The organism is Pseudomonas sp. WS 5011 (assembly GCF_012985775.1).
Classification (GTDB): Bacteria; Pseudomonadota; Gammaproteobacteria; order Pseudomonadales; family Pseudomonadaceae; genus Aquipseudomonas; species Aquipseudomonas peli.
On sequence record NZ_JAAQXA010000017.1, the window covers coordinates 1 to 16,096 of the forward strand.

The window sequence follows — 16,096 nt, forward strand, 5'->3', positions numbered from 1 at the left end:
CCCGGTTGAGTGGCCGGATGGCCGTGGAATCAGTGGCCGGATGCGCGTGGAATGGGTGGCCGGATCAGCGTGGAATCGGTGGTCAGATGCTCATGGAATGGGTGGCCAGATGACCGTGGAATCCGCAGATAAAGGCATAGCGATACCAGGTTTCCGCATGCAGCTGATACACCGCATCACTTACCAGGCGCGTTGGCTGCTTGGCCTGATCAAGGAACAGCAAGGAGGGATACGCGACCTGTTTGTTGGCAAAGCTGCGAATACGCAAACCGAAGTCGTACTGCGAGCGTGGCAGTTTCAGGGCCGCGTAGTAGCTCTTGCCCATGGGAAAATCCAGGCTGGGGGAAAAGCGATTGAGCTCTTCATAACGTGGTTCATCGGCGCTGATAGGGGTGAAATCTTCCTCACTCAATTGCCCACAGCAACGCTCGACTAGCTCCTGATAGCGCCCCTCAACCTTCTGTTCAGTACCCGCCAGCAAGGCCTGCATCGCGGCAGTGGGCTGCCCATCCAGCCCCGGCAAAGTGTGTGGTTTAGCGTCAAAGGTCACTTCCCTACCCTGGGTCAGAGGCACATTGTGCAAGGTGGGTGTCGGCGCTTTGGCTCCCTTGGGCGGGACCTTGGAGTTACGCATGCGCCCCTGCTCATCCACCCAGGTGAAGTAGCGTCCATCCTGCTCGTCACGGACAAAATCGCGCCCCTCCAATACATCAGAGCTGATGTAGGCACTGGAGCGCTCACCCGTACCCAGAAGAACCTCATTACCACCGGCTTGCACCTGCTGCCCTGCATAGAAGCTGTTCTGCAGATTGCCGCTGGCGTCCACCCAGGTGAAATAACGTCGCTTGCTTTCACCAGTGCTCTTGCTACCAGGCCAGACTGCGGTCTCACCGTCATTCAAGCGCGCCTGATCGCTGCGCTGGATGTTGCCGGTAGCCGTTTGTTGATGCGCCACGTAGCGATTGTCGACAAAACTGTTGTGCACCCGCCCCTGATCATCCACCCAGGTTAAATAGCGGCCGCTGGATTGACTCTCAAGACTGACGAACAATATGCCAATAAACAAAATAAAGCGCATTAACACCAACCTCAAAAACGCGTTGTGTAAGTCAGTGCAAAAATATATGCCTTGACACTTGTTTCTATATCAAGCCCCGCATAGGGGTTATAAACAAGGTTATCCAAGCCTTCACAGCTAACATTGCAACTGCTGCCTGCAGGAATTTTTTGCTCTGAAACAAAATAATTGAAACCTATATCAATAATCGTGTCTTTGTCCCAGCGATAACCAAGGCCAACCCCATAGAGATCAGCATCCCCTACAGGGGCAAGTACATCAGCTTTATCTTTAGGAATTGCTGAAGGCCGATATTCATAACCGGCCCGCAATGCCAAACGATCACTAATATCGTACTGCATACCCAAAGACCAGCTCCACGTATCGACATAACCCCTATCCAAAATAATGCTACGACTGGTTGCATTTCCGCCACCAAAAATCTTAGCAATACGCAATAAGTCTAACTCGCGATCAAATTCAATTTCGAAATTATTCCAATCGCTGTACCCGACCCAACGCAGATCTGCGTTGAACTGCAGCCTGTCTGTCGGGCGTACTTTTATCCCGGTACTAAATGAATCTGGGTAAGTCAATTTTAGCGAAGCATTGCCAATTTCCTCATCCACTCCATAAGGGAATAATGGGCTTAATACCTGACCAAAAAGAGAGCTCTGTAGCCCCGACCAAAAACCCTCCCAACCTTCAGAGTAATCAATACGGTATTTACCCTTCAGGTTCATTCTTGCTTCACTTTGATAAGTAGCCCCCCAAGCAAACCAATCACTAGGCTCCCACAACACTCCTAAATTGTAAGTCGGGGAAAGACTCTCCTGCAGATCCAAATCAAGATTGGCCAAAGAGTCAAAAGGACCAAGTTTACCGCCACACACATTGATCAAGCCTTGAGCCAACTCAAGGCCCGGTAGACAGAGAGCCTCGTTCAGAATTCGAGTCAGACCAGTCAACATCCCAGGATTGCGAAAGTCCTGATTGAGCGCAACAGCCTGATGAGAGAACCCTATCGACAAACCGAGTGAAAGCTCATCATTTACCTGATACGCCAACGATGGAGAAAAGTATGTAATACGCTGCAAAGAAACCTGGCGACCTTGAAAGCGCCCAGGATCTTCATCTGAGTCGCGAGAATAGCCCAATGCCATAGGGGCGTAGACATTGGTTGCAAAAGTCAATTTTGAGCCAGGAGGATTAATAGATAGACCAGCTAAGGGGGCTATAAGGACAGGCAACTCTGTCATACCGCCTAGCCCGGGTAAATACATCACTGGCGTTAAGGTTCGGCTACTGGAGTTCTTATAAGGATCATCGCTGTAACCAAGAAAGTTATAACCTTCTCGCGGTTCAAATTTAGCCCTAATATCCATTACACCGCTGAGTAACTTTACGGTGGTTTGCCGGCCTTTTAGCTTACTAAGTGCGGCAGGGTTGTAGTGCACAGCATCGATACCACTGGAATCAGCAGTAATGGCATTCCCCATTGCCATAGCTTTAGGGTTACCGATGGTTAAATTATTTGCTAGCTGAGCATTAACATCCCAGCTAAAGCACACAGTCAATCCAGCAAGCAGCATAGCTCGCAGCTTAGAAGCATGAGTCATGGTGAGTTTACTCGCGATTATTCAGGCTTCAGGCCTTTGATATCCAAAGGCATAGAAATACCTAAAAGAACATCAGGCGAGTCCTCAGTCATACCAAACCCTGCACTTACGTTGACAATACGGTCTGGTGATGTACGCAAGCCCAGTGAGAAATTCATCACCGCACTGGTCTGGCCTCTGCCTTCAGCCTCACCGTCTTCAAAGGTAAAAGTAGGTTTCAGCGAGTGTGACATCTGGTATGAAGTCGCCAGTGATACGTCATAGGACAAGGCATAGGCAAAGCCCATGCTCAAAGAAAAAGATGAACCGGGATCGACTTTCTCAAGCACACGCCCACCACGCACCTGACCGATGCCCGTGATCGGCATGTTGTAGGTATAACCGAGCGAACCGAACAGCACTACCGGGTCAATCACATAGGACAGGTTTGCGCCGACTCCCAGGTTGTAGGCACCACCACCGGTAGACAGATTGTTAGCCGTATCGATGTCATAAGGACTGTTACCGGTCGGCAACCCTAGTGTGGCATACAAGGTCGTGACCGGTTTACCTCGCAATGAGGTCCACGGCTGCCAACGCAGACTGGCAGATATATCACCCAAACTGTAGGCATTTAGGTCGCGCTCAGTATCGTATTTAGCAACCATAGGTAGGCGTACGCTGAACGTCAGGTTGTCCCACACGCCATAGTCAAAGGTAAACGAGTTGGTAAAGGTATGCTGCGCTTCACTTTGCCCGATGACGCTGAATATATTATTTCCGGTGCGCACTGTTTCTATGACAGTGTCGCGCACCAAGGAGTAATCGAAACCATAGGTCAACGTTCGCTCGCCCTTTTTCAGCAGGGTGTAGCTTTTCTCCGCAGCCTGGAACACCTCTTCCAGCGCCTTGGCGCTGTCGGCGTCGTCATCCTGCTTGCTCAGTGCCTCACGCGCCTGATCGACCGAAGCCGGATCGGCAAGTACCCCTGAACTGGCAGCCCCAGCCAGCATGGCCAGCCATACATAATGCAAAACTCTCATGGCGCAGCCCCCAAATATTTATTGTTATGCCGGGCGTTTTACTTGCGTCGGATATAGCGAATATCGCCCTCGGAACCCAGCTCAGTGGCTTGGTTCTCGGTGAACTTGGTCATCTGTGGAAACTCGCGAAATGCCAGCAAGCTGATGGTGCGATCATCGATGATGCGCAAATCCTGCTCGCTCAAGGCAAGGGCATTTGGCGGCTCATTGCCGTTGGGAAAAATCACGAACAGCACGTTCTGATCCCAGATTTCCTCAAAACGCGTACGGGTAAAACTGATATTGCCGAGTGCCGGGTCCGCCACAAATACATGGTCGTTGTACACATCGCGCACCACCACAAAGTGTTTGAAGCCGGCATATTCGATCGGCACGATGGCTGGATGCTCAAGCGCGTCGAGATCGGCAAAGGCCGCACGGAAACCACCACTTTTATAGCCCAGCGCCGTGACAAACCGCTTCATGTCGAGCAGGGAGAAACCGCGCCGTTCAACAATCTTGTCGGCTTCGCCAAACTGCAACAGGCCTTCCATCACCTGGCGTTCCTGCAGGTTGCGGCCGAGAAAGTAATCCAAGAGTGAGGTGAGGGCCGCCGAACCGCAGCTGTAATCATAGGCTTGACGAATCACATTACGAAACTGCAACTGACTCATTGGCTCAAGCGTTACCGTCTCACGCAGAGGTCCATTTGGCAGCAAATGTTGATTGATATGCACAGTGCCTGGTGCCGGCGGTTTAGTATCGACGGCCTCAGTAAAGCCCCATACGCCAATCAGGCTGCCCAGCAGAATCTCAATCATCAGCCAACCACACTCCACTCCAACATAAAGAAAAGTCCTACCGGCCGAGACTGGTAAGACTTTTCAACACACAGGAAAACTAAGTGAACTTAGTGGCCCCAGACTTTTACGGTAGTACCGGCCATGTTCATGTCGTTGATGGCCAAGCCACCAATACTGGCACCTGAACCAAGACGGATGGCACCGACGCTCAGCTCACCAGTGATTGTTGGCAGGCTGATCTGCAGTTGCTGCGTAGGAGTGCCCCCGATTTCAGTACTTACAACGTCTACCAGGATGGGAGCACTGTCAGAAATGTTGAAACCACTGAATGCAACAGTTTCCATATTCAAGCTATTAGCATCATCGATATAACTGATCTTGCCGATGCTGCCGTTGAAATTACCAGAAATGCTGATACCCGCCTGACCAGTCACGGAAGAGAGGGAGCTGTCATCCATGGCCTTGAGCTCAGCCTGAGCCATGAAAGGAACAGCCAGAACAGCGGTGGCCAAGGCCAGTTGTTTGAGGGTTTTCATTGTTATTGTCTCCACAGTTCACTTATGGGTTGTCCCCGGCAGGCTGCTTTGGACTCCTGTCCGTCTCAGCTACAGCGGCGTGCGCCGCTCACCAGGTCTGACACTGCTTCCCTATTCGCGCCAGGCTTGGAATCGTGAAGCACCATGCTTCTCGTCCTGACGCTAAAACTACTGGTGCAAGCCCTGGCTGCCAGCCCATCCAAGGGATGGAGCGCCCATCTGGCGCAAATCCGGCAGCAAACGCTCAGGCCTCGCTCAACAACCCCAGACTCTTGCCCTTCAAAACCGCTTGCGTACGGCTGCGCACGCCCAGCTTGGCGAACAGGTTGTGCAGGTGCCATTTGATCGTGGCCTCTGACAAATGCACCGCCTGGGCGATATCACGGTTCGACAAACCAGCCGCCACGAAGCGCAGAATCTCCCGCTCTCGATGGCTAACATCTTGATTTTCATCGAAATTTTCTAGATCGATAGACAGCCGACGGCATTGCTCACGCAGTTGCTCGGCCAGCCCCTGCCAAGCACTGGCACGCTTGGGTTCGGCGCTGTGCCAAGCATCCCAGAGCGGTAGTAACCAGAGTGCGTCGTCCAGAAACATGCGCCGGTAACCGCTGGCCCAGGCATCCTCTAGCGTGGTTTTGAGCAAGGCAAAGGCCTTGTCGCTGTTACCTTTGCGCCAGTACGCCACAGAAAGTAACAAGGAAAGACGCAAGCGCCGATCACGCTGATGCTCGGCCGTCTGTTTGGCCAGGCAGGCTTCGAGTATGGCTTGCGCCTTGTCAGCACGTCGCTCGCACAGGGCCAGTCGCGCCTCCGACAACACCTGCACAGTTTCCGCATCGGCATACCGCCCAGGCGGTAGGACCGCTAGGTGGCGTTGCAGCTGCAGGCAGGTGCGCTCGGCCTCATTGGGCTTACGCAGCCACAGTAGAAACTGCACCTTGCAGCTCATGCCCAGGGCATAGACGCGCTCATACCCAGGACCATGCAAACCGGCCAACCATTCGTCCAGCTCAGCCAGAGCAGACTCACCCTCGCCAGCAAAGAACCGCGCCTTGGCCATCACCAGTTTGCCGCGACTGATCAGTTCAACCGGCGTGGCTACGTCGCGCCAGGTGGTTGCCAGCGGCAGCTCAGCGAGAATCGCCGCATGCCGATCCTGCTCATACAGCAAATCCGCATAGGCCAGAGCCAACGGTCCGCCGACCCGACTGCGCCGACCAAATACCTGCTCGACCCGCGCGCGCGCGCTTTCAGCCAAGACGCGGCCGCGCTCGGGCTGGCCCATTTCCTTGCAAATCAGTGCCTCAATCAGGCTGACCACCGCATGCAGGTATTCGCTATCGGCCTGCTCCAGGTTATCGCGCGCCACCGCAATCGATTTGGCCGCCTCACCGAATTCGCCCAGCAGCGCGTAGGCCGCGGCCTGAATGCAGGACATGCTGGCGCGGAAAATCGGCTGATTATCGGGCACCAGGGCCAGCCAGTGCCGCGCCACTTTCAGCGCGCCCTCCAGCTTGTCCTGATACAGCAGCACCAGCGCCTTGAGCACTTGAGCCACGGCCAGCAGCACTGCCAGACCAAAGTGCATCGGCTTGCCACGCCCCTGCATCAGACGCGTGCTGACCTCTTCAATTAAAGCTTCGGCCTCGGCGTACTTCTGCTCGAAGGCCAGCTGCCAGGCGTAGAAAATCTGGAACACCGGATGTTCACGGATGACCTCCGAGGGCACATCCTTGAGGATCGCTAGGATGCCGTACACCTGATTACCCGCAATCAGCGTCGCGCCCTGGCGTTCCAGCAACTCAGCGGCAAAGGCGTAATCCCGCGCGCGCAGGGCGTATTTGACCGATTTATCGGTCAGTTCATGGTTTTCACACCAACGAGCGGCGGCATGCAGCAGATGGGTTGGATCACCCGCACGGCTGAGGCGGCCCTGAAGAAATTCGGCAAACAAGTGGTGATAGCGAAACCACTCGCCCTGCTCGTCCAGCGCGATGATAAACAGCTGGGCCGTTTGCAGGCGCTTGAGCATTTGCGCGCCGTCCGTGCGCCCCGTTAGAGCGTTGCACAACTCGGCATTGAACTCGTCAAGCACCGAAGTCTGATCGAGAAACAGCTGCTGATCCTGCGGCAGATGATCAAGCACGTCCTCAGCCAAGTAATCGGCGATATTGCGCTCAGTACCTGACAGCCCAGAGAGAAAGGCCGCGCGCTCAGGCTGCCGCGCCAGTGACAGCGCCACCAGGTACAAGGCCGTGATCCAGCCTTCGGTACGCCGGTGCAGCAAGTCCAACTCGGCGCTGCTCAGCTGCAGCTGCTTAAGCTCATGAAAATAGGCTTCCGTCTCGCCTCGGGTCAGGCGCAGCTCGTCAGCCTTGATCCACAGCGCCCAGGGCGAAATAATCGGCTGCTCATCGAGAAAACGCGGTTTGTAGCGCGTGCTACCGATCATCCGCACATTGGCCGGCACCTGCTTGACGAAGTAATTGACCAGCGGTCCCAGATCGACATGCCGCACGCGATGAAAGTCATCAAAGATCAAGTACAGATCGCCTTGGACCTTTTTCAGGTCGCCGATAAACGAATCCATCAGCAGCTCATTCGGCACACTCAGGTCGTCACGCAACAGTCGTGCGGTGCTTGCACCAAAGCCCGGCAGTTGCGCCTCAATGGACGCGATCAGGTAATGCAGCAAACGTTGTGGCTCGCTGTCGGCCTCATCGCAGGACAGCCAGGCGACCCGCGCGCCAGTCTCCAGCAAGCGCAGACGAAACTGACTCAGCACCGTGCTCTTGCCAAAGCCCGCCGGCGCGCTGAGTAGAATCAGACGCTGCTCGCGCGCCTTGAACAACCGGTCAAGCAAGGCATCGCGGGCCAACAACGGGCGGCCGGCGGACTCAGCAGGAAACAACTTGGTGCGCAGTAACGGTAACTTGCCCGGATGGGGTTTCGATTGGCTATTCATTGATCAAGAAGACTCAGTTCACGCGCGCGGCGGATGGCTTGTGTGCGGTTACGCACCTTGAGCTTTTCGTAAATGTTGTGCAGGTGCCATTTGACAGTACCGAGGGCCAATGACAATTGCTGGCCGATCTCGTCATTCGACATGCCCTGAGCCGCGAGGCAGACCACCTCACGCTCGCGCTCGGTCAGCCCCTCTTCGAGTACTTCCTGCGATTGCCGCGCACTGTTGCCCGGCCAGATAGCCAGCAAACCACGGATAAACCCCTGCAGCGCTGGCTGGCGCTCGGCGGCTTCCAGCTGCTGCAGCAACAAGCGAATAGCTTCGCCCTCCTCGACAAACAAGCTACGCACCCCTTCGCGCTCGGCACCAATCAAACATTGCACCAGCAAACTTTGCGCACGCTCCTGGTAACCCAAACGCTGATAACTCAGCGCCGCCAACAAATCGAGTCGCAAGCGATGCAAGCCGTGCCAGTTATCCAACAACATGCCGCGCAGCTGAGTGATTTCATGCAGCGCTTCGCTGTAATGGCCGCGCGCCTGCTGCAGACGAATTCGGGTCAGACCGCGCACCCACAGCACCGGATTGAAGCGCATATGCTGGTAATGCTCGGCCAGCTTGTTCCAGTCCACCGTTTTGAGGCGTTGCTCGGCGCGTTTGAGGCGGTCTGCCGCAGGCTCCTGAAGAATCTGCACCACCTCATCGGCCACCGCCTGGGCGTAAAAGCGCCAGGACTGATTACGCGCGGCGAGGTTCTGCATCAGGACCAGGCTGGCGTAGGCATCCTTGGGGTTATCCTGCATGCGCTGCACATGGGCCATGCACAGCATGCCCTGGGCGTAGAGATCGATCGGATTGATCACATCAACCGTGGCCAGCGCCCAGCGCAGGCGCTCCTCAATACCGTCCAGGCGTCCTTGGTTGTAGGCAATCAGGGCTTCGGTGATGGTCGGCAGCGCCAATGCCCGCGATCGATCAGAAAACCAGGGTATTACCCGCGCGCGCAACTGGGCGAACAGCAGCTCGGCCTGACGGATCTGCCCCTGCTCCAGACTCAGCAGCACCTCGACGTTGGCCAACTGCATATCCAGATAGCGCCCTTCGAGGAAGTGATTGCGCTGCTGCGCCAGAGCCAGCAAACGTTTGGCCTGGTCCGGCTGGCCGATCATCACATTGGCCAGCGCACCGACGATCAACATCGCCACTTCAAGAAAGGCGGTGTGCTGGCCCAGCTGCACTTCAACCCGCCGCGCCAGGGCTATACAGGTCTGCAAATCATCCTTCTGCAAGGCGATAACCGACTTGATCGCCAGAGTTGCCAACAACTTGTCGCTAAGCGGCGCGCCCTGCTTGGCTTCCGTCCAACGCTCAAGCAGCTCATCGAGCATGCGGTTGGCTTCCACCAGCCCCAGCTCGGCGGCACGGGTCCAGACATCGGCGAGTACCAGCACGGGAAAGCGCTCGGCAATCTCATCCGGTACGTGCTGACGCCATTTGTAGATCAGATTGAGCTGACCACGGTTGATCAACTCCAGGCCGCAACCATCGACCAGCGCGGCGAGCATTTCCGGGTCTTCGGCGAGGCACGCATGCTCAATGGCCAGGTTCTGCATATGGTGGTTGGTGAACCATAGGCTGGCGTTGAAATGCAGTTGTTTGAAACGCTCCGGGTCGCGCTCTTTCAGGCGGCTGCGCAGGAATTCGGCAAACAGGTTATGAAAGCGATACCACTGTCTTTCGCGGTCCAGCGGTAGGAGGAACAGCTGCATGGCTTCCAGCTCTTCCAGCAACGTCTGGCCGTCATGCCGCCCAGTCAGCGCATTGGCCAGGTCACCACTGAGCTGCTGCGCCACACCCAGAGCCAGCAGGAGTTCCTGTTTGTCGGCGGGCAACTGCTCGAACACGCTGCGCAGCAGGTACGCACCCACAGCGAACTGATCCGTGCCCATGTCGGCAATCTGTGCAGCGGCCTGGGGTTGATGACGCAGCCAGAGGCTGGCCAAGTGCACGCCCACCATCCAACCTTCGGTCTGGCTGTACAGCGCCGAAAACGCCACGGCATCCAGCTGCAAACCGCAGCGCTGCAAGTAATCGCGGGTTTCCGCCTTGCTCAAGCGCAGTTCCTGCTCACCGATCTCCACCAGCAAATCCTTGGCGCGCAGGGTGGCCAGGTTCAGCGCCGGCTGGGAGCGGCTACCGATAGCCAGAGTAAAACCTTCAGGGGCAAATTTGATCAGGCGATTGAGCGCGTTCAGCAACTCGGTGTCCTGAATCAGGTGCAGATCATCGAGCACCAGCAGCAGCGGGATTTCCAGCTGCGCCAGGTCCACCAGCAGACTTTCCATCACCGCAGATACCGGAACACGCATGGTGTTCTGCAGGTAAGCCAAAGCTTCTGCGCCAAAGCCTGGTAACAGACACGAAAGCGCTTCGATCAGCTGCAGCAGAAAACGAGAAGGCTCATCGTCACCAGGGCCAAGCGACAACCAGGCAACAGCCTGACCGCTGTGTGCCCGCGCCTGGGCTAACGCAACCAGTGCGCTGGTTTTACCGAAGCCAGCCGGGGCAGCCAATAGCAGCACCCGCGCATGGGGATTGCCAGACAGCGCTGATTCCAGCTGCGGCCTGACCAGATAATCAGCAGACGCCTGAGGTGGCATCAGCTTGGCACGCAAGAGGCTCCCAGCGGCAGGATCCGTTACTTCATCCATGGCCTTGATCCCGTAGTAATTATTGTTTTATGAGTCACATCGAACATCCGGGGACAGTTCCATACTAATGAGCACAAGCATCCCGAGTAAACCCACGCGCAAGCTCTAGGATGAATGTTGGCGACGTTCTACAATCGGCGTCCGCGCACCTTGAAAGTGTCATATGCCTACTTGCCTTGTACAGGCTCTGCCCTACCTCGCAGACCCTTCGCGTTACTTCAGCAGCGTCATGCATGCACCCGGTGCCGTCTTACTGGATGCCGGACGCCCAACCGCGCAGCGTGGACGCTATGACCTTATTAGCGCCTGGCCATTGGCAGAGCTGGCACCCGCACCTGACGAAACGGCCAACGCTTTCCTGCAACGCCTACGCCAGAGCCTTGCCAGTCTCGGCGAATGCCAAGCACCGGCAGATAATCCGCTTCCGTTCGTCGGCGGATTGATTGGCTACCTGAGTTACGACTTCGGCCGCAGACTTGAACAGCTGCCGGCCCAAGCTCTCGACGACCTCAATCTGGCCGATGCCCGTTTTGGCCTCTACGCCTGGGCCCTGATCACCGATCACCAGCAACAACGCAGCCAGCTGATGTTTCACCCGAGCCTGGACGCGGCAGAACGCCAGCGTCTGGCTGCGCTGTTCGAAACGCCTACAACGCCCGAGCGTCAACCGTTCCGGCTGCTTGAGCATTTTCAGTCGGATATCAGCGAAGCCGAGTACCTGCAATGTTTTGCGCGGATTCAGGCCTACATTCAGGCCGGTGACTGTTATCAAGTGAATTATGCGCAACGCTTCCGCGCGGGCTATCAAGGCTCGCCGTGGACCGCCTACCAAGCCCTGCGCGCCGCCTGCCCAACACCCTTCTCGGGTTATCAGACGTTGCCAGACGGCGGCGCCATCATCAGCCTGTCGCCTGAGCGCTTTCTGCGCATCAGCGAAGGCCAGGTGGAAACGCGACCGATCAAAGGCACCCGTCCTCGCCATACCGATGCAGAGCGGGATAAGGCGCAAGCCGACGCCCTGCTGGGCAGCAGCAAGGACCGAGCGGAAAACCTAATGATTGTCGACTTGCTGCGTAATGACCTGGGCCGCAGTTGCACCGTCGGCTCGGTGCGGGTACCTGAACTCTTTGCTCTGGAAAGCTACCCCAATGTGCATCATCTGGTCAGCGCCGTGACCGGCGAGCTGGCAGCGGATAAAGATGCCCTGGACTTGATCGCCGGCAGTTTCCCCGGCGGCTCGATTACTGGCGCGCCAAAGATCCGTGCTATGCAGATCATCGATGAACTGGAGCCCACTCGCCGCGCCCTGTATTGCGGCTCGCTGCTGTATCTGGATGTCCGTGGCGAAATGGACAGCTCAATCGCCATCCGCAGCCTGTTGGCCAAGGATGGGCAGATCAGCTGCTGGGGTGGCGGCGGCATCGTCGCCGACTCCAACGGCCAGGCCGAATACCAGGAATCGATTACCAAGGTCAAAGTGCTGCTGGCGACGCTAGAACAGTTCTGCGATTGAACTGGACGGCAGGCACAAAAAACTTCCGGGAGAAGTTTTTGACATCGCCCAGCGACGACCCGAAAGGGGGCCGCCATGGATGGCAGGCCACAAAAAAGCCCGCAAATGCGGGCTTTTCAATAGAGAGCTGATTACAGGCTCAGATCGCGATTGGACGCCTTGATGAACTCACGCTTGAGGTCTTCATAGGTGTGTACTGCAGGGAACTGCGGGAATTCGCGAATCACGTTGTCCGGCGCATGGAACAGGATACCGGCGTGGGCTTCGCTGAGCATGGTGGTGTCGTTATACGAGTCACCCGCCGCGATCACGCGATAGTAGAGGCTCTTGAAGGCGATGACCGACTGACGCTTGGGGTCCTTCTGGCGCAGTTGGTAATCCACTACGCGATCCGTTTCATCGGTGATCAGCTTGTGGCATAGCAGAGTCGGGAAACCCAGCTGACGCATCAGGGGCTGGGAAAACTCGTAGAAGGTGTCCGAGAGAATCACCACCTGAAAGCGTTCACGCAACCAGTCGACAAACTCTACCGCGCCATCCAGAGGCTTTAGTGTGGCGATCACCTCTTGAATGTCAGACAGCTTCAAGCCATGTTCGTCCAAGATGCGCAGACGCTGCTTCATCAGCACGTCATAGTCCGGAATATCCCGGGTGGTCGCTTTCAGCGATTCGATGCCAGTTTTTTCCGCGAAGGCGATCCAGATTTCCGGGACCAACACGCCTTCCAGGTCGAGACACGCGATTTCCACAGGACACTCCTAGCTTGGATTTATTTGAGAAGGCGGCACTCTAGCCGCTCCCCTAAAGCTCTGCAACGCAGAGCTTTATACCCAAATCAGAGGTCTACTACGGCACTTGGTTATTTAGTCGTATAACCAGCTTTTGCTACCATCGCCACACAAAGACGCGCGACGTCACCATAACTAGGAATTCAGCCGATGAGCCAACCCTTCGATGCAGCCGAGCTGGCGGCGAGCTACGCCAATAAGTCGCCTCAAGACATTCTCAAACTCGCCTTTGAACACTTTGGCGATGAACTATGGCTGTCTTTCAGCGGCGCAGAAGATGTGGTGCTGGTCGACATGGCCTGGAAACTCAACAAGAACGTAAAAGTCTTCAGCCTCGACACCGGTCGCCTGCATCCGGAGACTTACCGTTTTATCGATCAGGTGCGCGAGCACTACAACATCAGCATCGACATACTCTCGCCGGAGGCCGCCGCGCTGGAGCCTTTCGTCAAGGAAAAGGGCCTGTTCAGCTTCTATAAGGACGGCCATGGTGAATGCTGCGGCATCCGCAAAACTGCCCCGCTACGCCGCAAGCTTGCCACGGTAAAAGCCTGGGCCACAGGCCAGCGCCGTGACCAGAGCCCCGGCACGCGCAGCCAGGTTGCTGTAGTGGAAATTGACGGCGCCTTTTCTACAGCAGACAACGCCCTATACAAGTTCAACCCGTTGGCGCAGATGAGCAGCGAAGACATCTGGGCCTATATCCGCATGCTCGAACTGCCCTACAACAGCCTGCACGAACGCGGCTTTATCAGCATCGGTTGCGAGCCGTGCACGCGCCCGGTGCTGCCTAACCAGCATGAGCGCGAAGGCCGATGGTGGTGGGAAGAAGCAACACAGAAAGAATGTGGCCTGCACGCTGGCAATCTAATCGCCAAAATCTGATTGCAAAGACGAAAGACAGATATAAAAAAGGCCAGTCAATGACTGGCCTTTTCGTGTGCGTATTAATCAGCTTTTATCCGCATGACGCTGGCGGCGAACCATGTAACGTTCGACATAGGAACATGAAGGAATCACCGTATACCCCAGCAGCTCGGCATACTGCAGCGCATGCTCGGTTAACGCAGCCGCGATCCCACGCCCACGCAACGAATTGGGCACAAAGGTGCGATAGATATCCAGGGTTTGCTTCCCAAGGTCCATATAAGCCAGGTATGCCCGATCACCATCCACTGTGGTCTCGAATTGATGGCCTGCCAGGTCATGGTGAATGGACAACGCCTCGCTCATTGCAACTCCTCTGTTAAAACGCGCAACCCGCTTTCGCCCCTACAGTCATGTGGTGCAGCATCTGCACCAATTAAGTTGTAGGCAATATTCATGAGCTTATCAGGCAAAAACCTGCGAGGTCACGTGAATCAATAACTTAGATCGCACCTCGCGTCATTTCGGCACACAAGCAATCCGAACGATGTCTATGTCAGCGTCGGCAACGTTTGTAGACACGGCATCCTTCGGATGATTCACCATCAGATAACTTACGGCATCATTTCCAAGCCCCTAGAGTGATCAACGCGACTCTAGCCTGACCTCAGTGCTTCCCGTATGACTGCAAGAAGCCTCGGAACTGATTGTTTTTTAACCAAAACATGTCAAATAAGTGGGCGGCTATGCATAAAGCAGAAAAAAACTCTGGCGGCTTGCCCTTTCCTCCGTTTACTTACTACAAGTTACAGGTAGTATGTACGCCGGCTAATTTCCTACCATTAGGAAATTGCTTTTATGGAAAAACTCCACCTCAAGGGGAACACGATGAACAACGTTCTGAAATTCTCTGCTCTGGCATTGGCCGCAGTTCTGGCTACCGGTTGCAGCAGCATGTCCAAAGAAACTGAAGCTCGTCTGACTGCAACTGAAGATGCAGCCGCTCGCGCTCAAGCCCGTGCCGACGAAGCCTACCGCAAGGCTGATGACGCTATGGCTGCTGCTCAGAAGGCTCAGCAAACTGCTGACGAAGCCAATGAGCGCGCTCTGCGTATGCTGGAAAAAGCCAGCCGCAAGTAATAGCTCACAAGGCTATGACAAGCCGACCCAGTTTCTGGGTCGGCTTTTTTATTGCCCAGCAAAAATGACTACCGTTTTATAGGCAATAAAAAACCCGTCAGCAATTACGCATAACGGGCCTTTTGAACAAGCTGAAGTCAGATAGCCGGCTCAGTCGCCACCATGGCCTGATCAGGCTGAGCAATTTCAACCGGCAAGCCATCTTCAGCAGCTACCACTTCGCGCAGCATTTCCCAGTCCAGACGCAGGTCGGCGAACTGATCATTTTTCAGCAGCGCATTGATTACGGCCGTGTGCTTATCAACAACCGAAGCATCGCCCGAATCATCTAGCGGAGCATGGGCTTCCAGGTAGACCTTGCCGCCACTGCGACCGAACTTGTAAGGCTCGTTGATGATGCGCACCGATGTGCCCACAGACACCATCGACGCCAGCTTCAAGACGTTGTGGTTAAGCATGCGGAAGCAGCCATGGCTGACACGCATACCAATACCAAATTTCTTGTTCGAACCGTGAATCAGGTAACCCGGCACCGACAAGCCCATCTTGTATGGACCCAGCGGGTTGTCCGGACCTGGCGGCACGTAGGCAGGCAACGGATCGCCATCGGCAGCATGTTCTTCACGGATCGATTTAGGCGGTGTCCAGCCCGGGTTCGGCGTCTTGGCCGTAATGCGCGCATTGGCAACCGGCGAACTCCAGCCCTCGCGACCAATACCCAGCGGATAGGTGTAAACCACGTTGCGACCTTTCGGGTAGTAGTACAGACGGTACTCGGCGAGGTTGATCACAATACCTTCACGCGGGCCAGGCGGCAGAATGTAACGCGTCGGCAAAATAATCTCGTTGCCAGCGCCCGGCAGCCAGGGGTCAACACCCGGATTGGCAACAACCATTTCCAAATAACCCAAATCATTTGCCACACCCAAGTCGGCAAAGGTGTCCTCATATTTGGCTTGGATTACCTGCACTTCGCCAACGATATCCTCACCCGGCGGCGGCAGAGGAAACTCAAGAGCATTAGCAGACGCTACCGCAAATACAGCGGCAAGCGGCAGGCAACGAGTGACGGCAAAGGCACGCGACAACATCC

The 16,096-nt window shown here is 55.8% G+C and carries 13 protein-coding genes; 3 read left to right on the forward strand and 10 right to left on the reverse strand.

The annotated features are described in order from the left end of the window. Positions 1–82: 82 nt before the first annotated feature. The 7 genes from HBN63_RS16770 to HBN63_RS16800 form a co-directional block, all read right to left on the reverse strand. The gene (locus HBN63_RS16770) at positions 83–1,078 is read right to left on the reverse strand and encodes a MalM family protein (protein WP_170050195.1); all 996 of its coding nucleotides are present in this window, start codon (positions 1,076–1,078) and stop codon (positions 83–85) included. 11 nt (positions 1,079–1,089) lie between these two features. Beyond that, positions 1,090–2,649, reverse strand: a complete 1,560-nt coding sequence (locus tag HBN63_RS16775) for an outer membrane protein transport protein (RefSeq protein ID WP_262499002.1) — start codon at positions 2,647–2,649, stop codon at positions 1,090–1,092. Between the two features lie 44 nt (positions 2,650–2,693). Continuing rightward, positions 2,694–3,698 carry a transporter gene (locus tag HBN63_RS16780; protein ID WP_170050197.1) on the reverse strand — a complete coding sequence of 335 codons (1,005 nt, stop codon included), beginning with the start codon at positions 3,696–3,698 and terminating at the stop codon, positions 2,694–2,696. 38 nt (positions 3,699–3,736) lie between these two features. Continuing rightward, positions 3,737–4,498, reverse strand: a complete 762-nt coding sequence (locus HBN63_RS16785; RefSeq protein WP_170050198.1) for a C39 family peptidase — start codon at positions 4,496–4,498, stop codon at positions 3,737–3,739. A gap of 89 nt (positions 4,499–4,587) precedes the next feature. Continuing rightward, positions 4,588–5,016, reverse strand: coding sequence for a DUF6160 family protein (locus HBN63_RS16790; protein WP_170050199.1), 429 nt, complete (start codon positions 5,014–5,016; stop codon positions 4,588–4,590). A 244-nt stretch (positions 5,017–5,260) separates the two neighbouring features. Next, on the reverse strand, positions 5,261–7,984 hold the full coding sequence (locus HBN63_RS16795) for a LuxR C-terminal-related transcriptional regulator (protein WP_170050200.1): 2,724 nt from the start codon (positions 7,982–7,984) through the stop codon (positions 5,261–5,263). Further along, positions 7,981–10,695, reverse strand: coding sequence for a LuxR C-terminal-related transcriptional regulator (locus HBN63_RS16800; protein WP_170050201.1), 2,715 nt, complete (start codon positions 10,693–10,695; stop codon positions 7,981–7,983). The genes HBN63_RS16795 and HBN63_RS16800 overlap by 4 nt, the downstream gene beginning before the upstream one ends. Positions 10,696–10,858: 163 nt before the next feature. Here HBN63_RS16800 and pabB point away from each other — a divergent pair, with 163 nt between their 5' ends. After that, entirely contained in the window at positions 10,859–12,208 is a 1,350-nt protein-coding gene (gene pabB / locus HBN63_RS16805) for an aminodeoxychorismate synthase component I (protein WP_170050202.1), read from the forward strand. A gap of 131 nt (positions 12,209–12,339) precedes the next feature. Here the strand turns inward: pabB and thrH are convergent, their stop codons facing one another. Next, complete coding sequence (gene thrH, locus HBN63_RS16810; protein WP_170050203.1) at positions 12,340–12,957, reverse strand: bifunctional phosphoserine phosphatase/homoserine phosphotransferase ThrH; 618 nt, start codon at positions 12,955–12,957, stop codon at positions 12,340–12,342. 189 nt (positions 12,958–13,146) lie between these two features. Between thrH and HBN63_RS16815 the strand changes: the two genes are divergently transcribed. Next, the gene (locus tag HBN63_RS16815; RefSeq protein ID WP_160088510.1) at positions 13,147–13,881 is read left to right on the forward strand and encodes a phosphoadenylyl-sulfate reductase; all 735 of its coding nucleotides are present in this window, start codon (positions 13,147–13,149) and stop codon (positions 13,879–13,881) included. 66 nt (positions 13,882–13,947) lie between these two features. Here HBN63_RS16815 and HBN63_RS16820 read toward each other — a convergent pair whose 3' ends face one another. Then, a complete protein-coding gene (locus HBN63_RS16820; protein ID WP_090255919.1) occupies positions 13,948–14,229 on the reverse strand; it encodes a GNAT family N-acetyltransferase in 282 nt (93 codons plus the stop codon). Positions 14,230–14,751: 522 nt separating this feature from the next. Here HBN63_RS16820 and oprI point away from each other — a divergent pair. Next, positions 14,752–15,003: an outer membrane lipoprotei OprI gene (gene oprI / locus HBN63_RS16825; RefSeq protein WP_090242095.1), complete on the forward strand. Its 252-nt coding sequence runs from the start codon at positions 14,752–14,754 to the stop codon at positions 15,001–15,003. Positions 15,004–15,140: 137 nt separating this feature from the next. Here oprI and HBN63_RS16830 read toward each other — a convergent pair whose 3' ends face one another. After that, positions 15,141–16,094, reverse strand: a complete 954-nt coding sequence (locus HBN63_RS16830; protein WP_170050204.1) for a L,D-transpeptidase family protein — start codon at positions 16,092–16,094, stop codon at positions 15,141–15,143. Between the last annotated feature and the right edge of the window lie 2 nt (positions 16,095–16,096).